At 45.3% G+C, this 26757-nt stretch carries 19 protein-coding genes and 1 pseudogene; 7 read left to right on the forward strand and 13 right to left on the reverse strand.

The window, feature by feature from the left end; translation table 11 throughout:
• Positions 1–184: 184 nt before the first annotated feature.
• The 7 genes from MU515_RS16095 to MU515_RS16125 all read right to left on the reverse strand — a co-directional run bounded on the left by MU515_RS16095 (position 185) and on the right by MU515_RS16125 (position 10132).
• Complete coding sequence (locus MU515_RS16095; protein ID WP_260261414.1) at positions 185–3208, reverse strand: efflux RND transporter permease subunit; 3024 nt, start codon at positions 3206–3208, stop codon at positions 185–187.
• An 11-nt stretch (positions 3209–3219) separates the two neighbouring features.
• Positions 3220–3984, reverse strand: coding sequence for an efflux RND transporter periplasmic adaptor subunit (locus MU515_RS16100; RefSeq protein WP_260261415.1), 765 nt, complete (start codon positions 3982–3984; stop codon positions 3220–3222).
• Positions 3985–4244: 260 nt separating this feature from the next.
• The gene (locus tag MU515_RS16105; RefSeq protein ID WP_260261416.1) at positions 4245–4694 is read right to left on the reverse strand and encodes a YHS domain-containing (seleno)protein; all 450 of its coding nucleotides are present in this window, start codon (positions 4692–4694) and stop codon (positions 4245–4247) included.
• Between the two features lie 127 nt (positions 4695–4821).
• Positions 4822–6270 (reverse strand): decarboxylating NADP(+)-dependent phosphogluconate dehydrogenase, encoded by a 1449-nt coding sequence (gene gnd, locus MU515_RS16110; RefSeq protein ID WP_260261417.1) that lies wholly within the window; start codon positions 6268–6270, stop codon positions 4822–4824.
• A 34-nt stretch (positions 6271–6304) separates the two neighbouring features.
• A complete protein-coding gene (gene pgl, locus MU515_RS16115) occupies positions 6305–7021 on the reverse strand; it encodes a 6-phosphogluconolactonase (RefSeq protein WP_260261418.1) in 717 nt (238 codons plus the stop codon).
• A complete protein-coding gene (gene zwf / locus MU515_RS16120) occupies positions 7018–8520 on the reverse strand; it encodes a glucose-6-phosphate dehydrogenase (protein WP_260261476.1) in 1503 nt (500 codons plus the stop codon). Before zwf ends, pgl begins: the two co-directional genes overlap by 4 nt.
• Positions 8521–8827: 307 nt before the next feature.
• A complete protein-coding gene (locus MU515_RS16125; protein WP_260261419.1) occupies positions 8828–10132 on the reverse strand; it encodes an MFS transporter in 1305 nt (434 codons plus the stop codon).
• 102 nt (positions 10133–10234) lie between these two features.
• Between MU515_RS16125 and MU515_RS16130 the strand changes: the two genes are divergently transcribed.
• Complete coding sequence (locus tag MU515_RS16130) at positions 10235–11002, forward strand: helix-turn-helix domain-containing protein (protein ID WP_260261420.1); 768 nt, start codon at positions 10235–10237, stop codon at positions 11000–11002.
• 7 nt (positions 11003–11009) lie between these two features.
• On the opposite strand, the gene MU515_RS16135 is transcribed toward MU515_RS16130, so the two are convergent.
• The 3 genes from MU515_RS16135 to MU515_RS16145 are packed head-to-tail and all read right to left on the reverse strand — an operon-like array spanning position 11010 to position 15763.
• Positions 11010–12083 carry a porin gene (locus MU515_RS16135; protein WP_260261421.1) on the reverse strand — a complete coding sequence of 358 codons (1074 nt, stop codon included), beginning with the start codon at positions 12081–12083 and terminating at the stop codon, positions 11010–11012.
• 1 nt (position 12084) lies between these two features.
• Positions 12085–12570, reverse strand: a complete 486-nt coding sequence (locus tag MU515_RS16140) for a hypothetical protein (RefSeq protein WP_260261422.1) — start codon at positions 12568–12570, stop codon at positions 12085–12087.
• Positions 12571–12586: 16 nt separating this feature from the next.
• Positions 12587–15763 carry a response regulator gene (locus MU515_RS16145; RefSeq protein WP_432816159.1) on the reverse strand — a complete coding sequence of 1059 codons (3177 nt, stop codon included), beginning with the start codon at positions 15761–15763 and terminating at the stop codon, positions 12587–12589.
• A gap of 270 nt (positions 15764–16033) precedes the next feature.
• Here MU515_RS16145 and MU515_RS16150 point away from each other — a divergent pair, with 270 nt between their 5' ends.
• From MU515_RS16150 to yiaY, 4 genes are all read left to right on the forward strand, one after another.
• Positions 16034–16342 (forward strand): DUF1330 domain-containing protein, encoded by a 309-nt coding sequence (locus tag MU515_RS16150; RefSeq protein ID WP_260261423.1) that lies wholly within the window; start codon positions 16034–16036, stop codon positions 16340–16342.
• 9 nt (positions 16343–16351) lie between these two features.
• Complete coding sequence (locus MU515_RS16155; RefSeq protein ID WP_260261424.1) at positions 16352–17146, forward strand: SDR family NAD(P)-dependent oxidoreductase; 795 nt, start codon at positions 16352–16354, stop codon at positions 17144–17146.
• Between the two features lie 232 nt (positions 17147–17378).
• A complete protein-coding gene (locus tag MU515_RS16160) occupies positions 17379–18251 on the forward strand; it encodes a B12-binding domain-containing radical SAM protein (protein ID WP_260261425.1) in 873 nt (290 codons plus the stop codon).
• Positions 18252–18628: 377 nt separating this feature from the next.
• Positions 18629–19777: an L-threonine dehydrogenase gene (gene yiaY / locus MU515_RS16165; RefSeq protein ID WP_260261426.1), complete on the forward strand. Its 1149-nt coding sequence runs from the start codon at positions 18629–18631 to the stop codon at positions 19775–19777.
• 86 nt (positions 19778–19863) lie between these two features.
• Here the strand turns inward: yiaY and MU515_RS16170 are convergent, their stop codons facing one another.
• Positions 19864–20802 carry a LysR family transcriptional regulator gene (locus tag MU515_RS16170; protein WP_260261427.1) on the reverse strand — a complete coding sequence of 313 codons (939 nt, stop codon included), beginning with the start codon at positions 20800–20802 and terminating at the stop codon, positions 19864–19866.
• A 172-nt stretch (positions 20803–20974) separates the two neighbouring features.
• On the opposite strand from MU515_RS16170, the gene MU515_RS16175 reads away from it, so the two are divergent.
• Positions 20975–21217 (forward strand): HP1242/YdcH family protein, encoded by a 243-nt coding sequence (locus MU515_RS16175; RefSeq protein WP_260261428.1) that lies wholly within the window; start codon positions 20975–20977, stop codon positions 21215–21217.
• Between the two features lie 555 nt (positions 21218–21772).
• Positions 21773–23308 (forward strand): annotated as a pseudogene (locus MU515_RS20055) (tetratricopeptide repeat-containing diguanylate cyclase).
• Between the two features lie 40 nt (positions 23309–23348).
• Here MU515_RS20055 and MU515_RS16185 read toward each other — a convergent pair.
• The gene (locus tag MU515_RS16185) at positions 23349–25052 is read right to left on the reverse strand and encodes an ABC transporter ATP-binding protein (RefSeq protein WP_260261429.1); all 1704 of its coding nucleotides are present in this window, start codon (positions 25050–25052) and stop codon (positions 23349–23351) included.
• On the reverse strand, positions 25045–26697 hold the full coding sequence (locus MU515_RS16190) for an ABC transporter ATP-binding protein (RefSeq protein ID WP_260261430.1): 1653 nt from the start codon (positions 26695–26697) through the stop codon (positions 25045–25047). The genes MU515_RS16185 and MU515_RS16190 overlap by 8 nt, the downstream gene beginning before the upstream one ends.
• Positions 26698–26757 lie beyond the last annotated feature (60 nt).

Below are 26757 nucleotides of genomic sequence, written 5' to 3' on the forward strand. Positions count from 1 at the left end.
AGCTCATAAGTGCTTTGTTAAGATTGGAAGCGAGTTTTTACTTTCCCCTATAGGTGCGAATTCCTTTCAATTCGGCAGTGCGAGACTTAGTCACTCTGGCACTGCCGACGCAAACAAAAAGCCGATTTGAATATTCAAATCGGCTTTGTCAGTTTTAGGATAAAGTTTCTAGGCTTTACAGGTGTTATTCGTCAATCTGTTGTGGCGTTTTACGTAGCTTGGCTGTGATTGCGTATAGACAAGGTACGATGAACAGAACCACTGGAATTGAGAACAGCAAGCCGTAGCCCAGTGTCAGTGCCATTGGCCCCATGTTTACGTCAGCGCCGCCAATGCCGTAGGCCAAAGGCAGTAGACCAACGACTGTGGTAACCGATGTTAAAACAATTGGTCGTAAGCGCAGTGTTGCCGCTTCAATAACCGCTTGGGTGACGTCGCGTCCTTTATCCCTTAGTTCGTTGATTCGGGCGATAAGCACCAGCGAGTTATTGACCACAACTCCTGACATACCAAGTGCCCCCACCAGTGCGAACAGTGAGATAGGTTGCATGTGTAAGAACAAGGCTGATAACGATGCAACGAGCGCAAACGGGATCACTGAAATCACCAACAGTGGCTGTACCAATGAGCTGAACATAATAGCCAGAACAAAGTAGATACCTAAAATCGCAGCAGGGAAGGCCACCACGATACCACCCATGGTCTCTTCAGTGGCTTCAACTTCACCACCAATATCGAGCATAACGTCAGGGCTGATACTATCTTTCACTGCTTCCCATAACTCTTCAGTGATTGCGTCAGCATCTAGAGCGCCTCCGTCTACTTGTGCGGTTACTAATACTGTGCGGTCACCATTGAAGTGCAGCACAATACGTTCAGCTTGGGTGTAGCGCACGTGTGCTAAGCGGCTTAGTGGTACTTGAGTGCCATCAGCGGTGTAGATCTTAGTATTGCGCAGTTCATCGAGGTTACGATATTGCTCAGTCAAGATAACGCGCAAGCCGACTTCTTCATCACCAATCCAAGTGCTAGTGACCTTCTCACCATCAAAGGCAACACGCAGAGTCGTCGCTAGGTCGTCAACAGTTAGGCCATACCGAGCCAGCCATACATATTGAGGGATGATTTCAAGTTGCTGGTCTTTCAATTCTTCGTTGTTAGTAACGTTACTTAGACCAGGGTATTGCTCTAGCCACTCTTCGACAACTTGAACTGCTTGGTCACGAGATTCTTGGTTTTGGCCAATCACACGTACCTCAACAGGCTCACCCGGAGGTGCACCACCAGCATCTACCGTAAATTTGATAAACGGTACTGCGGTAACGTTAGCAAGTTGGGCGCGCAGATCATCAGCTATAACATCAGCGGTTCTGTCGCGATCTTCTGCGTTGGTCAAGTTAATCAGACCAATGCTGACCGGTGTTGAATAGGTCATTTCATAGCTTAGTAGCTCAGATTCCGGCAATGCGCTGATCACTTGCTCTACTTGGCTATGTGCTTCGCGCACTTTATCCATCGGAGTGCCCGGTTGTACTTCGGTATAAACTTCGATGTACTTAGCGGCTTGAGCAGGGAAGAAATCAAGGCGTAACGTTGCAACTAACGCTCCACCAGCAACCAATGCGCCTAATGCGAGTGCGACAACCTTAAACTTATGGCTAACCGCTTTGGTAAGAATACGTTCATAACTTGCAGTTAAGCGGTCAAATACTTTTGCGGTTTTCGTCTTTGGCTTAGGTTTTTTCAGTGAATCAGCTAAGTGAGCGGGTAGGGTAACGGTACACTCAAACCATGAGAAGGTCAGCGCCATGATTACCGTAACTGGAATGACGGCGATCTCCATACCTAGTTCACCAGGAATAAAAAACATCGGAATGAATACCAGTACAGTGGTGGTCAAACTTGCCAGCACTGGCTTGTACACATTCATTGTACCGTTAATGGCTGCATCTAGCGGTGAAGCGCCATTTTCACGTTCGCGGTAAATACTTTCAGCGATGATGACCGAGTCATCGACAATGATACCAATGACAAGCAGTAGCGCAGATAGGGTAATCGCATCTAACGTCATACCTAACCCGGGGATAAGCGCCAGCACGCCAAAAATACAGAATGGAATGGATACCGCTACCCAGAAAGCAACCTGGCGTTGCAGTACTAAACCAAGCACAATCAAGACTAAGATAAGACCAATACCACCGTTACTTGCCACGATAGTAAATTTCTCAGCCATGTCTTTGGCTAGGTTAATTGAGGTATGGAACTCGAATTTGCCAGCGTGCTTTTCACGTTCAGCATCAAGTGTTTCCAATACTGCACCGATGGCTGTGCGCACATCAGCATTTGCGGTTTTAGTAATGTTGAATAGAATCGCTTGTTCGTTGTTGATCATGCCGTACTCAGTGGCTTTTTCAAAACCGTCTGACACTTTGGCGATGTCTTTAATACGAACTAAACCACCATCAGGCAATACGCGAATGATGGTCTCTTCAAGCTCTTTCGCGTTATTGATTTGCGTAAGCGTCACTAGGCGATGCTCTGACTTCCAAGACTCAACCACACCACCTGACATAGAGAGATTACGGCTGTTAATCGTCGTCATCACATCATCAAAGGTTAGGTTGTAACGGCTAACCTTCTTCGGATCCACTTCAATCCAAAATTCGCGCTCGCGAAAACCTGACATTGTTGCGGTACCGATACCCGGAATCGCTTTGATGCGTTTTTCCAGTTGGCGAGCGTAACGTTGAAGATCCGCATAGTCACCAGTTGTGGTTACGCCAAATCGCAATACTTCGAATGACGATGTGCTCTCTTGCAATACAAGAGGTGGATCGGAAATATCTTTTGGTAAGCCGCTTACACGGTCAACCGCTTGTTGAATTTTACGTACAACATCGGCAATGTCGGCGTTTTCATCCACTTCAAGCAAGATAAGCGACGTCCCCTCGGTTGATTCAGAGGTCATCTCGCGAATGTTCTGAACGCCGCGCAGTTCTTTCTCGATCTTGTTGGTGATATTGAGTTCAATATCTTGTGGGGATGCGCCCGGGTAGTGAGTGACAATCTCAACTTCAGGGAAGGCCACCTCTGGGTCTTCTTGCATCTTAATGATGGTCAACGAGGCGAGACCAACGGCAAAGACCATGATGGTGATAACTCTGGCCAAAAAGCCACGAGCAGCAAAGTAGCTAATTATGTTTCTCATCCGTTACCTCTCTAGTTCACGGTCGTTGCGTGAAGAGACATACCCGGTTTAATGGTGTGTTCCGAGTTAGAGATTTCAACATCGACAGGGTAGGCAAGTAGGTTTTTGTCTAGGTTGATACCGATACGTTTGATCTTACTGTTGAACTTGTTTTCTGGGGCGGTATCGCTCCAAATTGTTAAATCTTGGCCAACAGAAAGCTCAGCTAAATCGTGTTCACTAGCTAAAAAGCGAACGATGATGTTGTCAACACTGGCTACGTTGTAAAGTAGGTTACCTTTTTCAACCCATGAGCCATGCTCAACATTTTTACTGACGATGAAGCCATTAATTTGGGAGTCGATTTTGGTGTGAGCTAAATCATCTTTGGCTTGCTCTAAATCGATTTGCGCCAGTTGAAGGTTAGCTTTCGCGGATTGGTAATCGGCGAAAGAAATGTCTAAGTCATGTTGTGAAAGACTTTTCTTAGCGCGGAGTTCTTTGTAGCGTGTGTAGACACTTTTTTTCACTTTCAGATCAGCCTGTGCAAGCTGTAAGTTGGCCACTTGACGGCGCACTTCAAGTTCAAAATCACTCTGTTCTAAAGCAACAAGCTGTTGTCCTGTCTTAACGGGTTCACCAATCTGTAATGGTTGACTGTCCACAACACCACTCACTTGAGCAACGATATCTTGTGATTGTTTCGCAGTCGCATGACCGATGAGATCGACGGCTGAGGCATAGCCGCTGTGTAAAGTTAAGGCCACCACCGCAGACAACGTTGTTAGTCGTTTCATATTATCTTCTCCGGATACAATTTCGTTGCCTTTAGACTAATATAGAGGGCGTGAATATTTTGTATACTAGATTGCGTTCCAAAACTATATAACTGATAAAATTAGCAAAAATGAGGATTTATTGCTTTTTGAGTGAGGTATGGAGCCTAAAGAAAAAGGGCTATAAACAAGCCCTTGAGAGGTGTGTAGGAGATTACGTCTTTTGACGGATTGAGCGCCGATACTGAGCGTGGTTTTATTGCTTATTTTAGTTGCTTATTTTATTTGCGTAATAGCGTCGGCCAATTCTCATCGCCTTTTGCGATATTGCCATGAATGTCTTGTTGCCAAGTTTGTTTAACTGATTGGCTGTAATTGAGATACAACTTACCATCGACAATGTTCCACGCTTCAGGATCGATTTTTGCGGTATAGCCTTTACTCACCGCCCAAGCACAATAGCCGCCATATTGTGGAGCATACTGAGTTGGATTAGCGACGAACAAATCTAAGTTTTGTTTGGATGAAAAGCGCCAATCTGCGCCATTCCAACGGTAGGTATAATCGCGCTCACCTTTCACGGCAGCCTTTTCAGTAAAGTAGGCCACAGGATCATAGCCCTTGATGGCATTACCAAAAAAGTCGCTGTACACAGGTTCAAGTGCGAAAGCGGATGCAACACTCCCTAGCCAAAGGGTAAAGATAAACGCTATTTTTGTGAGTATTTTCATGTGTAATCTCCTTATCTACTTTTAGTATAGATACAGGAAAACAGAAGAAAATTTCAGCTCGGTGAAAAGCAACTTAAAACAAAAAGGCGCTCTTGTGAGCGCCTTTGGTGTTTGTGTGGGGTACAGATTAAACGTCGTATGTTGTTGACGCTGTGTTACCGCCTGTACCTGTCCAGTTAGTGTGGAAGAATTCACCACGTGGACGATCAGTACGCTCGTAAGTGTGAGCACCGAAGTAGTCACGCTGAGCTTGAAGCAGGTTCGCAGGTAGACGTGCTGTTGTGTAACCGTCTAGGAACGAAAGTGCTGAAATCGTACATGGCATTGGGATACCAGACTCTAGCGATTTCGCTGCCACTTTACGCCATGCTGCTAGGCTACCTTGTAGGATGTTTTTAAAGTACTCATCAGAACCTAGGAACGCGATGTCTGGGTTCGCTTCGTACGCATCACGGATGTTGCCTAGGAACGCAGAACGGATGATACAACCACCACGCCACATTAGGGCTACGTTACCGTAGTTTAGATCCCAGCCGTTTTCGTTAGACGCTTCGCGCATTAGCATGAAGCCTTGAGCGTAAGAGATGATCTTAGACGCTAGTAGCGCTTGACGCAGTGCATCAACCCACTCTTGCTTGTCGCCTTCAACTGGTGTGATTGTCTTACCAAATAGAGATTCCGCTTCAACACGTTGGTCTTTAAGAGCAGATAGGCAACGAGAGAATACAGACTCAGAGATAAGTGTTAGAGGAATACCTAGGTCTAGTGCGTTGATACCTGTCCACTTACCAGTACCTTTTTGGCCCGCAGTGTCTAGGATCTTCTCAACTAGCGCTTCACCGTCTTCATCTTTGTAGCCAAGGATGTCTGCAGTGATTTCAACAAGGTAGCTGTCTAGCTCAGTCTTGTTCCAATCTGCGAATACTGCTTGCATCTCATCAGCAGACATACCAAGGCCATCTTTCATGAACTGGTAAGCTTCAGTGATAAGCTGCATGTCACCGTATTCGATGCCGTTGTGTACCATCTTAACAAAGTGACCAGCACCGTCGTTACCCACCCAGTCACAACATGGTTCGCCAGCATCAGTTTTTGCTGAGATACCTTGGAAGATAGGCTTAACCGCTTCCCAAGCTTCAGCTGCGCCACCTGGCATGATTGATGGGCCAAAACGCGCGCCTTCTTCACCACCAGATACGCCAGTACCGATGAAGTGGATGCCCTTCTCACGTAGCGCAGCAACGCGGCGGTTAGTGTCTGGGTAGTTAGTGTTACCACCATCAATGATGATGTCGCCTTTGTCTAGTAGTGGTGTTAGCGCTTCAATGAACTTATCAACCACTTCACCCGCGCGAACCATTAGCATCACTTTACGTGGTGATTCTAGCTTCTCTACTAGCTCTTCTAGTGAGTATGCGCCAATGATGTTTGTGCCTTTTGCTGGGCCTTCAAGGAACTCGTCTACTTTCGCAGCAGTACGGTTGTGAGCAACAACAGTGAAGCCATTGTCGTTCATGTTTAGGATAAGGTTCTGACCCATTACTGCTAGGCCAATTACACCGATATCACCTTTCATTGTATCTCTCCAATTATTCTAAAAGACGCTCGCGTTACGCGATTTTTTCTGCTGCGTCTGAATCTAAGTACCACTCGGTTTCACCAGTTTTAGACTGGATTTTCGCTGCAGGGTAAGGCAGTTCACTTGCCGGAGTAGTATGAATTTCGTGTACGATCTCAACTTTGCCTGCGCCAAGCACTAGGTAGCTGATTCGTTTTGCCGCTTCTAATACTTTCGCAGTTTTAGATACGCGGATTTGGCCAGACTCAGGATGAGACGCTAATACCGATAGGTTCTCATCGTTGTAGTCTGTCTGGCCTGGGAATAGGGAAGCGGTATGACCGTCAGCACCTACACCTAACAGAATCCAGTCAAAAACAGGCGTGCCGTTTTCACAAGGGATGACATCCGCCATCTCTTTGGCAAAGCGTTCTGCTTCAACTTTTGGCTCATCTTCGCCGCGAATGCGGTGGATGTTGTCTGCTGGGATATTCACTTGGCTAAATAGCAGCGTGTTTGCTTCACCGTAGTTGCTCTCTGCATCGTCAGGGGCAACACAACGCTCATCACCCCACCAGAAGTGTAGGTTCTGCCATTGGATAGACTCTGCATATGGCGCGCCAGCAAGTAGCTTGAAAAGCATCTTAGGCGTGCTACCACCAGAAAGTGAAATATGCACAGGGCGATTTTGTTCGCTGAACGCTTTTAAATCGTCGGCAAGGTGTTCCACTACTTGGTCAGCAGTTTGGAAGATCTTATGGTTGATCATAGTTCGCAGTAATCCGTGTCTGTTAGGTTCTTACAAGGGAAGCGCCACGCGCGGCCATCTCGTTGTAGCAAATCATCAGACTCTTTTGGTCCCCAAGTACCGCAAGCATAGCCAAATAAGGCTTGTGGGTCTTGTTTGAAGTCTAGAATCGGTTGTACGTACTTCCAGCACGCTTCAACCGCATCGCTACGAGCAAATAGGGTAGCATCACCATTTAAAGCATCAAGTAGCAGACGCTCATAAGCCGTCAGCATTTGTGTTTCTTGCAGTGACGCGTAGTGGAAGTTCATCTTTACTTCTTTGGCATTAAAACCTGCGCCCGGCTCTTTTAGGCCAAAGCTCATTTGAATGCCTTCATCCGGTTGAATTCGGATGATGAGCTTATTTTCTGGTGCGTTTTGACCAAACACAGGGTGCGGAGTCTGTTTAAAGTGGATAACCACTTCCGTTACGCGAGTTGGCAAGCGTTTACCAGTGCGCACATAAAATGGCACGCCATTCCAACGCCAGTTGTTGATGTGCGCTTTTAGGCCAATGTACGTTTCAGTACGTGAATCATCGGCAACGCCGTTTTCTTCGCGATAGCCTTTTAGTGATTGGCCTCGTACATCAGATGCCGTGTATTGGCCGAGCACAAGATCGCTACGTAGGTCATCTTGCTCTAACGGTTTCAAACACTGAAGTACCTTAACCACTTCATCACGCATTGAGTCGGCATTGATTTGTGCTGGTGGCTCCATACCCACCATTGCCAAGACTTGCAGCAGGTGGTTTTGGAACATATCGCGCACAGCGCCAGAGCCATCATAGTAGCCGCCACGCTCTTCAACACCTAAGAACTCAGCGCCAGTGATTTCCACGTAATCAATAAAGTTACGGTTCCATAGCGGCTCAAACATCGCATTAGAGAAGCGGAACACCAACAGGTTCTGTACGGTCTCTTTACCTAGATAATGGTCAATGCGGTAGATTTGATGTTCTTGGAAGTGCTCGTGAATCTCTTTATCAAGCTTACGTGCTGATTCAAGATCGTAACCGAATGGTTTTTCGATGATAAGGCGTTTCCAACCATCTCGTTCATCGTTAAGACCATGCGCAGCAAGGCTTGCAGGAATGACGCTGTAAAGGCTAGGCGGGGTCGCAAGGTAGAACAGAGTGTTACGCTGTTCAAACTGATACTGGTCAGACAGTTGGTCAAGGCGACTCGCAAGTTTGCTGTAGTCGGTAGTATCAGAGGTATTAATCGCTTGGTAGTGCAGATGGTTAATAAATGCATCCAGCGTAGTCGGTTCAGTTTTCTCCATCTCTTGGAGAGAGCGTTTTAGCTTTTCGCGATAAGAGTCATCGCTGTATTCAGTTCGACTTACACCCAAAATGGCGAAGTTTTCAGGAAGCTGCTTGTTCGCGTAGAGGTGGTATAAAGCGGGGATCAACTTACGGTAGGTTAAGTCGCCCGAAGCACCAAAAATTACGATGCTGCTGTTTTCTGGAATTACCATCATCTTTCCCTTAAAACGAGGTAGTAACTACGTGCCTAGGTTTGGCTTTCTAATCATTATGTTAGGAAACAAACCTATCAACGACACCTCAAAATAGATAATCGCTCGTGCCTATTTCAATGATAGGCAAAACCGAATGTTGTTGAGAACAATCTCAATACGGCGCGGTATTGTCTCTGACAATTTGATTTACATCAACTGCCAAGGACGCAATCGGTTAATTTATAGCACGTTTTTTTCAACTATCTGGTTGCATCAGTGGTTGGAAGATAGAAAACCACTCTCAAATGTAGGTCGAATATCAGTATTAGGCCACTTTATGCTCAGATTCTTGTTTAGGTAATTCGCCTAGTGGTTTTATGGATGATTTAGGCAGCCAATAAAACCAGCCACAGCTTAATGCTAAAAGTAATGCTGTGATTTGCCAGGCCAACGAGATGGAATAGTATTCAGCTATCAATCCCAATAAAGTTGAAGCAACCAGTGCACCGCTGGTGATCACCAATGAATGAAGCGAGAGAATCGTTGAACGGTGGCGAGAGGGCGTGTGCTGATTGACTAAGAGCTTTTCTGAGTTACAGCCAATAGTAAAAAAGAAGAAAAAGCTAAGGTACAGGCAACTAAAACTGATGATAGATTGGCTAAAAGCCAACAGCACTAACAGCAGCGAAGCCATCAAACGAGATACCACCAGCAATGCGCGGTGAGATTGGTCAAGCAAAGCCAATAGCGGCGAAGAGGCCAAAGATGCCGCGCCAGCCATAACAAAATAGAGAGCTGCGATGATACCAAATACATTTAACGATGAGCCATCATTGATCAGTTGTTTTAAATAAGGTTGCCACAAGTTTTCTAACCCAGATAGCACCCAGCCGTAAATAATTCCCGCTTTAAACAGACGGCCAATGACAGGGTGGGATAAACTCTCACGCAACACTTTTATGGCACTGGTTTTGATATGTTGGGGAAGAGTGTCTTGGTGATTAGTTTTTATGGGTGTGCTGGTTGTGTGATGGCGAGAGTGCCTCTCTTTTATCAAGCAGGGCGTAAACATCATAAGCAATAGGCATAGCCCGATAATCACAACTAGATTCGCGTCCATGCTAGCTTGCAGTTCGAATGGGATGAAGGGAGCCCATCTTCCTAAGTAACCGCCCGCCAACGCCCCAAGTGCAAGGCCAATCGTGACCATGAAGTTAACCTTTGCCAAAGCTCGATGAAAAGTCATCTTTCCTTTCGCTAAGCTAAATGCATCGTAAAACCACGCATCCAACGTGCCTGAATAGATAGCCCTTGCGCTACCAAGCAATAAGGCTGCAAAGGCGACGGATATAAAAGAGTCCGCTATTAGCAGTGCCACGCTGCCAAGTATCATCACCGCTAAAGATACTAGGTAAGTGGTTAGGCGACCGATTTTGTCTGCCAGCACGCCAAGCGGTACTTCCAGCAAGGCGGTAGAGCCAACCCAAATGGTCATAATCAGGCCGATATCCGTCAGGCTGAGAGATCGAGTTTGAAAAATCAGTATCAAAACAGGGATGATCAACCCCGTGATGAACCAGTGAATTGTTTGTTGAATTGCGTATTGAATGGTTAATTTTGTTTTTGTCATCGTCGCCTCCAAATTGAAGGGTTTCTTATTTAGACCTTAATTTCAAAATAAAAACAATAAGGGTATTATTATGATACTTATGGGTGCTTTAGATGACTGAATATGGACGATAAGTTACTGATTGAAGTGTGCAACTTGGTAAAGAGAGAGCTGCGAAAACAAGGGATAGGTTATAAAGATCTCGGTGAAATGATGGGGCTCTCAGAGGTGAGTGTGAAGCGTTTGTTGAATAACCAACAGCCGCTCTCTTTACAGCGCTTAATTAAGATCTGCGAGATTCTATCGCTAACACTTTCAAAACTGATGGATGAGGCGGAGCGTAACCTAAATAGTGTGCCGCTTTTTACTGCCACTCAAGATGACGCTTTCTTCGAGCAGCCAGCGCTATTTACTTTTTGGAGTAAGCTAGCTGAAGAGCTTTCCGTGGCGGAGGTTGCTGAGTTATACCAATTGTCGCCAGCGTCGGTTCATCTTTATTTGTCTCAGCTTGATAAGTTGGAGCTAATAGAGCTTGGGCTAAACAATCACGTTAAGCTACTTGCGCCTGCACACACTGCGTTTGATGTTGGCTCTAAATATGCTGCCTTTTTCACCCATGATGTGGTCAATCGGCTTAAAGATCGGGTGATTGATATCTCCCCCGATGATGAGCATGGCTTTTTAGTTAGTCTCAAAGCTGAACTCACGTTTGAAGAATTTCAAGAGATAAAGCAAACACAAGAAGAATGGTTGTTTGCAAAGCTACGCGATAGTCAAAACAAGAAAGCTCGAAAGGGGTTAGTGACCAAGCCGCACACCTTTGTAATGATGGGCGCTCAAGGGGCATATCATGATGATTTACCTGATATTCCTAATATTGCGCCTATTTAGAGAGAGTTTAGAAGACGAAGTTGACCATAATGGTGAACAGGTTCGCATCTAGGTCTTGTGGGGTTTCAACAAATGGCCCTCGGCGGCCATCCTCACCGTGTAGCGATTGCCATTCTGCATTAACCGATACGGTAGGGATAATATCGTATCGCACACCTAAGGTGACGCTGTCACTCGCTTTCTCTTCGTCTTGGTCATACAACTGACCATAAACGAGATAAGGCGTTAGCTTGTTGTAGCTGTAATCTACTGCGGTGTACCAAGCGGTGGTTCTATCATTTCTCTCCGCTTCAAACGTTAACGTTGCCGCGTCCCATTCATATTCGAATCCGAATGAAAATAGCTCAACATTCAAATCGTAAGTTTCGGCGACTTGGGGCGGCAGAACAATCGGCCCAATCATGATGTTCGAGATAGTCACTTTTTGATCGTAGTATGAACGCAAGTAACTAAAGTTAACTCGGTAATTGTCGGCGTAATAGGTGAGATTTACGCCCCACATATGGTCGGTTTCGAGGTCGACTTGGGTAGAGTCACTGATGGTCACGGAGCGAGAGTCTTTAATGCCATAAAATGGCGTGAATACCATGTTTCCGTAATCATCTAAATCCATGTTCCAAGCAACGCTTACCCCTTTGTATGAAGTTATACCAAGTAGGCTGTCGTATACCTCAGTGGGTGGGCGCGCTGTGGTGTAGGCATGACCAACGTAGTAATACTCCGAGGTTAAAAACAGCGGTAACCGCTGCTGCCCAATGCGGAAAGTAAAATCTTGCCACTCATAACCAATAAACGCCCATTCAAGCTCGGGGTCGTCCCAGTCATCTTGAGGTCGTTTGACAACTTGAGCAGATGCCTGAAAGTTGTTGAAATACCCATCAAGCTGGAAGCCGATGGTGGTGTCACAATCAAAGCAGCTTTCATCTTGAATATTGCGATGAACAAACAAAGGCGTTTGGTTGTCTGATTTCGCCCATGAGGTAGAACCAAACCCACTAAACGAGAAATATTCACCAATTTCTATGGCTGCCAGTGATGGTGCACTAAAACACAGTGCCAGTGTCGCGATAATCGGTTTCATACTACTTCTCTCCCTCTACTACAAACAGGATGTTGGCATCGTTTGGTAAACTCTCTACAGGCGCGTAGCCTATGCGATTGGGTTTTTCTTTCATCCAACGAAGTAGGGCGTCGACTTCGGCGTCGGCTAATTCTCTCGGTGGGCGGGCTTTACCTGAAAAGGTTAATGATGCCCAATGAGCGTTCATTTGAGCGCTGTTTTTACCCAGTAAAAATTGGTAAAAATCAGTGCGTTCTTGGCTTTGTTCTGGCCAATCAGACAGCTCTACTTTCTTTCCATCGAGGCGTTTGGTTTTGCCACGGTAGAGCTTGCGAGCCTTGTTGACCGATAGCGATTCAAACTCTGAATCTAGCGCAAAAATGGCGTAGTCCTGCGCGGCCATGGCTTTGCTGGTTATGGGAACTGCAACGAGAAACGCCAGAGCAGAGTAAAGCAAACTCCTTGCAATGGCGTGACGTGCTGACGTTGAAAAAATATGCACTTTCATAGTAATCACTGCCGAGTTAGATGATGTCTTCAATTTGTTGAATTAACTTCTCTTTTCGTACTGGTTTTGCCACATACGCATCCATGCCTGAGTCAAAACAACGTTGAATATCGTCGTCAACGACACTGGCAGTTAATGCGATGATTGGCGTTTTTCCGATGCCGGATTCGCTCTCATAACGGCGAATTTCTTCAGTGGCTTGGAAGCCATCTTTAATCGGCATCATGCAATCCATTAAGATCACGTCAAAGCTGCTATCTGCGCAGTACATATCAATCGCTATCTGGCCGTTGTCTGCAATATCGAATTGATAGCCCGCTTTTTGCAGCATCACCGAGGCGACTTTTTGATTGACGCGGTTATCCTCAACCAACAAAACGCGCTCACTTTTAACGTCAGTATTCATTGTGTTGGTAGTTTGGATGCTTGGTGCGTTTGTCTGGTTACTTTCAGTGTGCACCTTGTCATCAACCAGCGCGGTAACTTGAGTTTGTGGGGACGTGCTTACGCCGCCACTTGGCAACAAGGCGCTGGTTTGGATTTTTTCCCGCAGTATTTCTGCTTTAAAGGGTTTAGAAACGTAGTCGTCCATCCCGGCATCAAAACAGTGTTGGATATCGTCATCAACGATACTGGCGGTCAGCGCGATGATTGGGATCGGCTGCTTAATTTGGTTTTGCTGCTCGTGCGCTCGAATAGCCTTGGTAGAGGCAAAACCATCCATTACGGGCATCATGCAATCCATTAGGATCAGTGCATAGCGATCTGGGTTGGCAACGTACATATCAAGGGCTTGTTGGCCATCATCGGCGAGGTCAAACTCATAACCCGTCTTACTCACATGTAAGCTGGCGATTTTTTGGTTTACCCCGTTGTCATCGACAATCAAAATCCTTGAATGATGATTACCAACAGGTGCCGAGATGTGCGCTGGAAGTGGGTTCGCGTTTTGTGCAATTTCAATCGCTTTGAGCAGGCGTTTACCCAGTAGAGGTCGAGTAACGAGTGCTTTTATGGAGTTGGCGAAATCAAAGCCTTCACTGTTGAAATGGCGAACAATACAGACATTCACTTGTTGCTCGGTTAGGCGGCTAAAACACGGAGCAAGCTTGCTGGCACTATTGGGCTCAGCTTCAAGATAGAGCAGGGTTTGGCCTTGAGTATGTTCAATCGCTTGGTTGAACTGCTCAATGCTGGTGTATTGCGGGCAATGTTGAATACCATAAAATGCTAAATCGTCGCCGATAAGCTTGCTTAATGAGTCATCATTGCTGACGAGATGCAAGGTACTGTTATTGGCTTGGTTGGTTTTGTAGTGCTGCTCTTCTATATCTAACTCAAGCCGGAAGTAAAAACGACTGCCTAAGTATTTTACCGAGTCGAGTTGAATTTTGCCGCCCATTAGCTCAACCAACTGAGTACTGATCGCAAGGCCTAAGCCGGTACCACCGTACTGACGGGTGGTGGACTCGTCTTCTTGTGAAAACGGTTCGAAGATTTTCTTTTGCTGTTGTTCGTCGATGCCTATACCACTGTCTTTAACCGAGAATTCAATGGTGGCCTTGTTACTTTCTGAGGCATTAGTGTCTATGGTATCGATTCTAAGCTCGACGGTGCCTTTCTCGGTGAACTTCACGGCGTTGGACATAAAGTTCATCAAAATTTGGCGCAACCTGTGATCGTCAATCGCTACGCGGTAAGGGGTATTGCGACTGATGTGTACTTGTAAATCGAGCTTCTTCTCTTTGGCTTTTGGAGCAATCACCGAAGCGATGTCATAAATGGTTTCACGAACCCCAGTAGGGTGATGGCTAATCATCAACATGCCAGATTCAATTTTTGAAAAATCGAGAATATCGTTGATAAGACTAAGCAGTAGCTGCGATGACGTCTCGATTGTATCGACGTAATCACGCTGGGTCGCGTTAAGGTCGGTATCGCCCAACACCTCAGAAATTCCGATAACCCCATTAAGTGGCGTGCGTATTTCATGAGACATATTAGCCAAGAAGCTGCTTTTCGCTTTACTGGCTTGAATGGCATCCTCTTTGGCCTGTTCGGCATCGTTTTTCGCTTTCAGTAACCGCTCACTGGCTTGTTGTCGTTCAATAGTGAGCCTTTCCACTTCGCGCGCGAATTGGCTGAGCTCATCATTGCCTTTGATGCTGTCGGTCAACGGAGCTTGCTGCTGATGTTCCGGCGCACTGAGATAGGCGAGTACCTTACGCAGGTTGTTCGTTACCCGTGATGCCAAGCTAATGGCAAGGCCGGCAACAAGTAGGGTTATCACTGAAATCGAGCTAACAGAAATCATGCGCTGAGTTCGTGCCTCTTCAATCGCCATGCTGATGCTGTTGGTTAGTTCGGCCTCAATGGATACCCCGAGTTTGCGCAGTAATTCAAGCCGCGAGGTGAGCGCGAACACGCCCATGCTGACTTGCTGGTTATTCAAAGTGGCGAGATCGTTAGGGGATAGCAACTGCTGGCGAAATTCCTGACTGTCGCTGAATGCCTGACTGCTAAAGGTTTTGACCATTCGCTCTACTTGGGCAGGGTTAGCATTGAGAGTAACAAAGCGCTCAACGAATAATTGCTGCTGTTGCGATAGCTGGCGAATAATTGATTGCAGTTCTTGGTCATACTCACTGTTCGCCAGTTGGCTAAAGCCTAATTTCTGGCTCAAACGGTTTTCTTCACTTGCCCAAAACATTAACCACTCTATTTGCATTATTGCTTGGATATTTTGAGTCACACTTTGCGGGACGCCTTGAAGGTCAACTCGTTCAAGTTGCATCAAATGCTCTTGATAAAGCTCGGCATACCATTCATGACTGTCATACAGCTCCTCTGGGTCAGAAATTGTGGCAATTTCCTGATTAGCGTCGAGTAACTCTTGTAAACCTTGTTGGGCGAGTGAAAGGTTGGTACTAAAAATTGACCTAAGTTTAGATTCAAGCTCTAGTTGAACGGAGGAGGAGACTTCTCCGCCGGTTTGATAGCTCGATTGATACAAACTGGAGATTTGATTGAGATAGCGGCTTAAATTGTGTGCCCGCTCTAACTGCGCGGTTTGTTGATTGAGAGTTGCGATTTGACGAAAGGTGAAAAAAAGCAGTAGCAGAATTGGTAGCAACACTAAGCCAAACAACTTGTATTTGACCGATACGTCGCTCCACGACATCCGTTTAGTCATTGATTAATCCATTTATTTAGCCAACTTATATGCAAAGTGTAGTCTAGGAAAAACGAAACAGAGCAATACGTTAGTAAAAGTTGTGCTTTATAAAATTCGTATAGTTAGATGAATATGGGTTAAACACTCTAGACCTAATTACTGGGCGGGCTTTGAAGGATTATCAACCAAATCTAAAAACTGATTAATTCATTCAATCTATTATCATTTTTGGTCAAGCTGCTAATCTTTGTGTTGTACAAAATGAGACCGACAATACGGGGAGCGATGATGTTTGCATATTTTTCAGTTTTAGAAGTGACCGTGACCAATGATGAGTGGGTGGCCGATTACGTGGCTAACTCTAATCGTTTAGTTGAAAGGCACGGTGGGAAGTACTTGGCGCGCACAACTAACCATGACCGCTTAGAAGGTGACCGAGAAAGCCCTGCACTACGTATTGTCATTGGGTGGCCAACGAAACAATCAGCCTATGAGTTTATGGAAGATCCAGAATACGTTCCTCACTTGAACGCTCGCACCGCGGGCTCAATTAGCCACCACGCGCTTATCGAAGCAAAAGACGACTTGGCACAATAGGACTTAAACATGAAAACAATTTTACTGACAGGTGCGACAGACGGCATCGGTTTTGAAACAGCAAAACAATTGGTAGAGCTTGGACATCACGTTGTATTGCATGGTCGTAACTCGGCAAAATTGGCTCAGGTAGAACAAGAGCTGACTGCATTGAATTCGGAAGCCAAAGTTGAAACCGTTGTTGCTGACCTTTCAAATTTAGCGGCGGTTCACGACATGGTGGCAGAGATCGCTCAGCGCTTTGGTCGCATAGACGTTCTAATTAATAATGCAGGTGTATTTACGACTAATCAAACTGTCACCCCAGAAGGGTTAGACGTACGTTTTGTGGTGAATACTGTCGCTCCTTATTTGTTGACCAAAGAGTTACTGCCTTTATTGTGTACCAATGCGCGCGTGGTGAATTTGTCTTCTGCTGCGCAAGCGAGTGTCGACATTGATGCACTACTTGGCAAAAAGACCTTGGGTGATAACCCTGCATACGCGCAGAGCAAACTTGCGTTAACCATGTGGTCTCGCATGCTAGGGCTAGAAAATCGTGCTAATGGGCCAATGATTGTCTCGGTTAATCCAAAATCTTTCCTTGGTAGTAAAATGGTCAAGGAAGCCTACGGAGTGGCGGGCAGCGATATTCGACTTGGCGCCGATATCCTAGTGAGAGCCGCTTTGTCAGATGAGTTTGCTAATGCACATGGCGCGTACTACGACAACGACATCGAAGCATTTGCTCAACCACATGGTGATGCACTAAATGATGCGAAAGCACTGCAAGTGATCGCGGCAATGGAATCTCTATTGGCGTAAACACTGCCAGATTAGCAAACCAAAACCGGATTGATATAGAAGCCTCTAGTTCAGCTAGAGGCTTTTTTGTGTCTGCAGTTTATTATCAACAAAAACTAAAAACTGATCGCAGTTTAAGCTCTATTATCAACGCTTGAGTTTGGGAATATGCTTTGTGCAACAAAAAGAGCCAGCATAGCGTACAGATTTTGAATGCGGGCGAGGCTCATTCTATACACCGGAGATAAGCATTATGAACTACCAAGGCAAAGTATACCGACCATGGCCGGAGTACCGCAGCATCCTAATTCAAACCACGCTAGGTTGCAGCATCAACACCTGCACCTTCTGTAGCATGTTTGATGATAAGCGCTTTAAAGTGCGCCCGGTTGAAGATGTGATAAAAGACATCGAGCAAGCCCGTGTTATGTACCCGTATGTAGAATCGATTTTCTTGATTGATGGTAACGTAATGGCGGCCAGAACCGACTATCTGTTGAAGATTTTAGATAAGTTGCGCACCACGTTTCCGGAGTGTAAAAAAATCTCTTTGTACAGCGGTCTTAACGATTTTCGCCGTAAGAGCGTGTCTGAGTTAAAAGAGCTGGTGGATGCGGGTCTTAACATGGCGTACTCAGGCTTAGAGTCTGGTGATCCAGTGGTGCTTGAGCGTATCAAAAAACGCATGACGCCAAAGCAAGTTGTCGAAGGTATGGAAATGGCGAAAGAGGCGGGCATTGAAGTTCTGCTGTCGTTTATCTTTGGCTTAGGGGGCCAAGAGCGCACCAAGCAACATATCAAAGCGACCACAGAGATATTAAAACTCACTCAACCAGAAGAAATTGCGCCAATGGCGTTGGCAATTCAGCCCGGTACAGAGCTAGAGAAAGAACTGCATCGCGGCGAGTTTAAAATGCCGACTCAAATGCAGGTTCTGGAAGAAGAGAAATACCTACTGGAAAACCTCAATATTGATACTTTTTATTGGGGTGACCACGGTAATAACTTAGTTCAGCAGAAAGGTTTTTTGCTTGATTCACGGGAGTTCTTTTTGGCAAACATTAACCAAGCCATCAAAGAAAACCCGATGGCAAAAGAAAACATCATTGAGACATTTTCTTGGTGATTTAGCATCCTATAGTTTGATTGAATATTGCGAGTCACCCTCTCGAATCCATATCAAGAGAGGGTGACAAAGCGTATAACTATCAAGCAATGGTTACGATCTTTAGAACGATACGTAACATTGTTTTTAGAATGATTATTCTACTTCAAAGCAATGAATTTAAATTACTTATCCAAGGTTAATGTAAATTTATGCTACTTGTTTTTGTGTGTCGCGTTTCACTTTGGGAAAAGACTTAAATAACAAGCGTTAGATCACGATTTTCTGCAAATGTAATACTTTGGTGGTATAAAATTGCGATGCATCAAACTTTTTGTATGGGTATTTATGCAAAGTTAACCGCAAATAAATAAACCAATAATATGCGGAGCAATCCAATGACAAGTGCATTTTTCATCCCAACTGTTAACTTTATGGGCGCAGGCTGCCTAAAAGACGCTGCTGATAGTATCCAGTCTCAAGGTTTCAAAAAAGGTCTCATCGTTACTGATCAAATCCTAAGCCAAATTGGTATGGTTAAGCAGGTACAAGAGCTACTTGCACAACGCGATGTTGAGACAGTCGTTTTTGATGGCACACAACCTAACCCAACTATTTCTAACGTTAACGATGGCCTAGCGCTGTTAAAAGATAACCAATGTGATTTCGTCATTTCACTAGGTGGTGGTTCTCCACACGATTGTGCGAAAGGTATCGCGCTTGTAGCGTCAAACGGTGGTGAAATTGCTGATTACGAAGGTGTAGACCAATCAGCTAAACCAATGCTGCCTTTAATCGCGATTAATACAACAGCGGGTACCGCATCTGAAATGACACGTTTTTGTATCATCACAGATGAAGAGCGTCACATTAAGATGGCTATCGTTGATAAGCACACAACACCGCTTATTTCAGTAAACGATCCAGAACTTATGTTAGCAAAACCTGCATCGTTAACAGCGGCTACAGGTATGGACGCGCTAACGCATGCCATTGAAGCATACGTATCTATCGCAGCAACACCTATCACTGATGCGGTGGCGATTAAAGCAATCGAACTGATTCAAGCGTTCTTACGCAAAGCGGTAGAAAATGGTGATGACATTGAAGCTCGTGAACAGATGGCTTACGCTCAGTTCATGGCGGGTATGGCATTTAACAATGCGTCTCTAGGCTACGTTCACGCAATGGCACACCAACTAGGTGGTTTCTACGATCTACCACACGGTGTTTGTAACGCAATTCTTCTACCGCACGTACAGCGCTACAACGCACAAGTTTGCCCAGAGCGTCTACGTGACGTAGCGAAAGCAATGGGTGTTAATGTAGAAGAGATGACGGCAGAGCAAGGTGCAGATGCAGCAATCGAAGCGATCGTTGCACTGGCGAAAGATGTTGGTATTCCAGCGGGTATTAAAGAGTTAGGCGCGAAATCGGAAGATATCGCAACGCTTGCTGATAACGCTCTAAAAGATGCTTGTGGTTTCACTAACCCTAAACAAGCAACGCACGAAGAAATCTGCGCGATCTTTGAAGCTGCAATGTAATTGATTCCAGCTTGATAATAACGAAGCCTCCTTTAATAGGAGGCTTTTTTGTATGGGCAGAGTATTCGCAGTTTCAGGCCGAGAATCTAGTTACCTTCTTCCTGTTCCAATTGAGCTTTATGGGCTGCAAGTTCTTTACACCAATACGCAGGGTTACCGTAATAATCGACAAAGTAATCGATGAAAGCTCTCACTTTAGGTGCGACCATTCTTGAACTAGGGTAAACCGCCCAAATTGCAGTATCCGATGCGAGAGGGTAATCACGCAGAACTAACGCAAGTTGACCCTGTTTGACCTTCTTATAGGCAAACCATGCCGGTATGACTGTTAAACCAAGGCCATTGATGGCAGCTTCACGCATCGCGTCTGCGTTATCGGTTCTAAAGGGGCCAGATGTTTTCACACTGAGCTTTTCCCCTTTGTCGTAAAAGTCCCATACATCCATACCCATTAGGCTGAGACAGTGATGATTGGCGAGATCTTTGGGGTGTTGAGGTTCACCATGTTGTTTTAGATACTCAGGCGATGCACACACAAAGCGGTGATCAGAAGTTAGCTTACGGGCAATTAACGTTGAATCCTTCAGTTCTGCATTACGAATGGCAATGTCAAAGCCGCCTTCAATCATGTCCACAACTGAATCAGAGAATCGGAAGTCGACAGTTAACTTGGGGTATAAATCCATAAAGCCTTTTAGCGCAGGCATTAGGTGTAAACGACCAAATGCAGCAGGAGCGGCGACTCTTAATGTTCCGGTTGGTTGAGAGTCACCAACACCAATGGCATCACGAGCAGCATCAACACTGGCAAGTACTTCTTCTGCGTGAGGTAAAAATGCTTCCCCCTCTTCAGTGAGCGAGACTTTGCGTGTGGTTCGATGAACCAAACGAACCCCTAAGCCTTCTTCCAATTTATTAATGTGTGCACTAGCAACGGCGGGGGAGATACCTAGCTCTTGTCCAGCCATACTGATGTTGTGTGTGCTAGACAGGCGAACAAACAGTTTTAAATGCTCGATATTCATTGATTTTCAATAAGATGTTGATAATTCGTTTGATTATGGTTGATGTTCACTACCTAATCAATGCAAATGATAGTAATCGAGCGAGATCAGCATATTGTAATTAATAAAGGCGATTATAAATTTGCCAATGATGGTCTAGATTTATAAGTGAAATTTGTAAAAAGGAGCGCTTATGTTAGGTGAAAATCATTCATTGATTCATGAATTTCCTGAAATGGAAACGACTATCCATAATCTGGCCTCGTCTGACAGCACATTCGCGGCGGACATGAAGCAATATAATGATCTCGATAAGGAAATCCGAGTTCTAGAACTTAGAGGTGGCCCAATCACTGATGAGGCCATGAATCAGCTAAAGCATAATCGCGCTGAGCTTAAAGATTCATTGTATAAACGCGTTATAGCCGTGAAGTAATGTGGCGTAATTGCAATATGTAACCCCACTAATGTGTTAATTAGTCGGGGTTAGTTTTGCTCCAGTATCATGTAAGTTCTCGTTGGTGTTGTTGATTTTATCAACAAATAGTAGAATCTGCGTGATTTTCGAGGGTTTAGGGTAAATGGCATAATGGTCAAAAGTGGTTGGTTGGCGGGTATACTGTTAGGAGCAGCGATATCCGCTGCGGTCTATATTGAGGTTTCTCAGCCCAAAAATATCGCTGACTTAACGAATCAAGAAGCTGCGAAAGGCTTCGACCCTCTAGATGAGATCGAAACGACAGAGTATGGGCTGGCGCTGGTTGATTTAATGAAACAGTTGCGATCATCTCCCGGCCAATTTCTGCAATCACTTGAGCAAATAGACGCTCAATATCCTCTTGAAAAATCGCTCACTGAACAAGCCTTCCGCTTGACGCTGCTTAAGTATTACGCATTTCTACAAAACCAAGGTTCAGATCAAAACGCTTACCATCAGCAACTGACCATGATGGCGAAAAAGCACAATATGAAATGGTTAGAGATGGAATTGATGGTAGATGATGCCATCAGTGATGTTCGCTATGGACGAACCCATCAAGGTCTTGAAACCATAACCAAAGCGATTGAGCTAGCCAAAGCGCTTAACGCAACCTACATACTACCTAAGGCATACAATACTGCGGGTGTTCTTAGTAACTCTAACAATCAGTTGCTCGAAGCTCAGCGCTATTTTTTGCTGGGTATTGAGGCGGTGAAACATACACGTAAAACCTCGTTTGGTGCCTCAATTCATAATAATTTAGGGCTTTTGTACCTGCATATTGAAAACTGGGATAAAGCACTCGAATACATTAAAGAAGCGGAAAGGTTGAGCCTCGAATCTGAGTTGGATAATAATCGCGCTATGCACATTATCTATCTTAATCAGGCACATATTCATAATAAACAAGGGAATCTTGAAAAGTCGACTGACGCGTTTGAAAGCTCCTTGCCATATTATGATGAGGTTAAGATGTCGCCACGCCATAGCCTGTTGCATCTTAAATCCCGCTCAGATTTAGCGCTGCTTAACGAGGATTTCGTTAATGCAGAAAAATACGCAATGGAGTGTATCAACTACCCTGACTCTGAAACTCTGCCGTTGGAATATGGCCAATGTATGTTGCTGTTGTCTAGAGCTCAGTTGAGCTTAGGTAAACCACTTGCGGCGCTCAAAAGTGTGGAGAGTAGCATTCATATCTTTAATTCAGCAGAGCAAAGCCGCTGGTTGGTGAGAGCTTATAAGCACTATGCTTTAGTGTTTGAAAAATTGGGTGAGTCACACCGCGCACTAGAGATGTACAAAAAGTACTATAACCAAGATAAGCAACAGTTATTGACTAAGGTGTATGATTTAGAGCACGCATTCGCGACACAAGGTATTCAGCAAGAGCGTGATCTATTGGATGTGCAGAACCAATTAGCGATTGCGAAGTTAAGTAAAGAAAAACTGCGCTTTCAGATGGCCTGTCTATGGGGCGCATTGGCGATTGTGGTTTTATTTGCATTGCTCAAGCGTACCAATAAGGTACATTCTAAAAACTTAGAGCTAGAAAGCCTGTCGAATGTTGATTCACTGACCGGCCTTAACAATCGCCGCTATTATAAGCAGCAGTTAAATAAGCCGACTTCGATTGATGATTGCTGTGAATACCATCTAGTGCTGTTCGATTTAGATAACTTTAAGGCGGTGAACGATATTTATGGTCATGATGTTGGGGATGAAGTGCTCATTGAAGCAGCCAAGCGTTTCAAGCAGTTTGTCGGCGTAGAAGAGTTACTGATTCGCTGGGGAGGAGAAGAATTCCTCATGCTGCTTAAGCATCAGCACAACATCTTTGAACATGTTTAAGCGGTGCGTAAGGCAATGAGTGCATCAGCAATCAACACTCAAGCCGGTGATTTGGTGATGACAGCGTCAATAGGTATTAGCCCAAGTGCATTGCCCGAAGTGCTTGCAAGTAGTGATGAGTTTTTCCGCAAAGCCGATCAAAACCTCTACGAGGCAAAACGTTCAGGCAAAAACCAAACTGTGATGAGTGACTAAGCCCAAGTTAAGAGTTTGGGCTTAGTCGCGGTACATTCACTTAACTGGCAATGCGCGTATCGTGGTGCCCTGTATGCCATAGCTGATAATACATAGGGCTGCTGTTAAGTAGCTCTGTGTGCGTTCCTTGCGCGGTGACCGAACCATCTTCAATCAGATAAATCCTATCTACATCTATGATGGTGTTGAGTCGATGAGCGACGGTAATTACCGTTTTATCCGCACACAGTTTTTTCAATGTGGTGATCACATGTTGTTGTAAGTGGCTATCGAGTGCAGAGGTCACTTCGTCTAACAGCACGATTGGCGCTTGGTGAAGAATTGCCCGCGCAATGCTTATCCTTTGGCGCTCACCTCCTGAAAGTTGACTGCCGTTTTCACCAATCTCGCTATCGATGCCAAGCGGTAGTCGCTTCACCAGATCTTCCAATCCTGCGGAATAAATCGCTTCATCAAGTTGTTGAATGGTCGCCTCTTGATTGGCAATCAATAAGTTGTCCCGTAGCGTTCCTGCCAGTAACTGAATATCTTGTGTGACGTAAGAGATACTGCGATAAAGATTACGCGTTCCCATCTGCTCTAGTTTGATACCGCCGATAGCAATTTCGCCTTGGTTAGGCTGGTGGAAGGCAGCAATCAGATGCAAGATACTTGATTTACCTGCTCCGCTTGGCCCAACAAGGGCGATGTGTTGGCCTTGTTTGACTGAGATATCTATCGATTTAAGAATTTGCTGCTGACCAATAGAAAGCCCGACGTTACTTAGCGCTACATCAAATCGGCTTGGAATTTGACCTTGCTGAGTTTGCTGCGGCGCGATTGCCAGTTTATGCAAACGTACTGACGCATTGACAAAATAGCGTAGCAACGCAGAGAACATAGCTAGGCGAGCAAATGGTCGAATACAAGCAATGGTCGCTAGGCTAATTGCCAACCATTGTTGAGTGGTCAGAAGGTCATAACTGACCATTAAGCCGCTTACCGCCATGATAGTAGGTAAACTCATTTCTAGAATGAAGGTTGAGAGTAAAACACCCGTGCCGCCAGCCCATTCTAGTCCTAGGCCGGACTCTTTGAGATCTTCAATTCTATTTGCCAAAGGCTGGGCAAGTTGTTCGGCTTTACCGAAGCTTTTCAGCATTGGTAGACAGGCAACATATTCAAGAATTTGGTTGGCACTTTGTACGTTATGATGGTCGTAGCTTTGGGCTGCATGGCGAAAACGTTTTTCTGCAATGACTAGAATCGTGATAGCCAAGACGATAAGGCCAAGCAATGTGGCTGCAATCGCTGGCGAAATGGTTGAAATGAAAATCACCATCGCGACTGGAATCACCCATGCAGAGAAAAACTCAGCGACTAAATGGCTAAAGATGTCTTCAAATAGCTTAAGGTCATAAGTGACAAGCTTCATTCGCTCACCTAATCCTTTGCCAATCAGCTGAGAAAGAGGCTGCTTACGTATGTCGGATAGTAGCTTACCGCGCAAATGATGGGTGACGTGGTATGCGCCAATAAAGCTTTGTTTAGCGCTCTGACCGACCCACCATTGCAGTGCGACTACACCTATAGCGATAGGCAGCATTAGTACGATATCAAATGCGCTTTGCTGCAAAATGAACACAAATAGAGCTAACCATATGATCAGGGCTAACGCTTCAGTTGCCAATTTACCCGAGATACCAAGCCAGAAAAGACGCGTGCTCGCACCACTGTGTTTAAGTAAGTACAAGATCTTATCCATGATATTCCTCCAGCAATTCGCCGTGTCCAACGGACCATTTTTGATTGAAGTTAGATACAGCCTGATCGCGATGGTTGATGATCAATTGAATTTGCTGTGGGTTATATTGACGAAGCGCGTCAAGCACCAGTTTTTCCGTTGTGGTATCTAGGTGCGCTGTTGCCTCATCGAGAATAATGATAGGGGTATAGGCCAGCATGGCGCGGGCAATAGCAAGTCGTTGCAGCTCTCCGCCACTGAAACTTCGTTTGGTTTCGCCAATGTCAGTCTCAAGTTGATGAGGTAGCTGTTTAACTAAGTTTTCTAATTTGAGCAGTGAGAGTACGTGCCAAATTTTGTCATCGCCGGTATTCGGTTTCGCCAATAGCAAATTTTGCTTGAGTGTAGCTTTGAAAAACACGGTTTGCTGGCTAACCAATGACACGTAGCTGGCACGCTGTTTATCACTGAGTGACTGAACAGGCTGCTCATTGATGTACCAGTCACCTTGGTTAGTGGTGAGTAAACCAGACAGTACTTCTATCAACGAACTTTTCCCACTACCAGACTCGCCCTGAATATAAACACGTTCTCCAGGCTTAATGGTGGTATTGATGTTATTGAGTATTGTGCGCTTACCTCGGACGATCTCAACCTCACGGCAACTAAGCGTTATGATGGGTTCTTGAAACTCTTGTACCGGTGTTTCGATTTCCCCAAATAGGGGCAAGATACGGTCTATCGCCTGTGACGACTGTTGAATTTGGCCAACGATTTGAGTGAGGTCGAGCCATGGTTTTAGCAAGCCAGCGGTAATGGCGCTCACCATGGTTAGCTCAACCAATGACATTGAGCCATTAACGGTAAAATAGATACCCGCAGGGACAACAAAAATAAATGAAGTTTGCGCCACGGTAACAAAGCTAACCCAGCCAGTAATCATCTGTTTTGTGTAAGCATTAACGAGTTTATTGTGACGACGCATTGAGAGGTGCAGTTTACGATACGATTCTGCATCGACCGCGAACAGCTTCATAACCCCAATGCTACGGAGGAACTCCATTTGAGCGGCGTGCATTGCTGCAACAATAGTGTTGTATTTTTCATGACGACCAGCGAAACCACGCATCAACAATGCTTGAATCACTAAAGCAATCGGCAGTGGAGTGAATGCAATAATGCCAATGCGCCAATCAATATAAAACAGTAACCCAGTCAGCAGTATTGGCATCAGTAAGCCATTGATTATGTCTGTGCCATGATGGGCGATGATGGGCTCTAGTTTTTGGCAATCATCATTGATGCGTTTTTCTAGATCAGAGCGATGGAATAGGTGTAACTTTTGAGAGGGCATTTTGGCGAGTGCCCAAATGATATGTTGCCTAACTTTCTGAATAATATGATAAGCCACTAGGTGTGCCTGCCAAACGGCGAGCATATAACAGCCGTAACGTAGAACGGTGAATAAGGCGACAAGCGCAACATAGCCATAGTTAATTTGCCCGCTTGCGAGTGTGTTAGCGGTAAGGAAAATAGCGATCCACAATGCTAGCTCGATGATAGACGTCACTACTGCGGCGAAAATGGAAAGCACGACCCGACGAGGCTCACTGCGTAACATCGCAGAGAAGGCTTGAGCCTTGGTCATCGATTGAGAAAGGTACATACAATATCCTTATAGAAAAACTATCGGCTATTGTCGGCTTCTACTCGATTTCAGGCTGCC

Source organism: Vibrio intestinalis (assembly GCF_025195085.2).
GTDB lineage: Bacteria > Pseudomonadota > Gammaproteobacteria > Enterobacterales > Vibrionaceae > Vibrio > Vibrio intestinalis.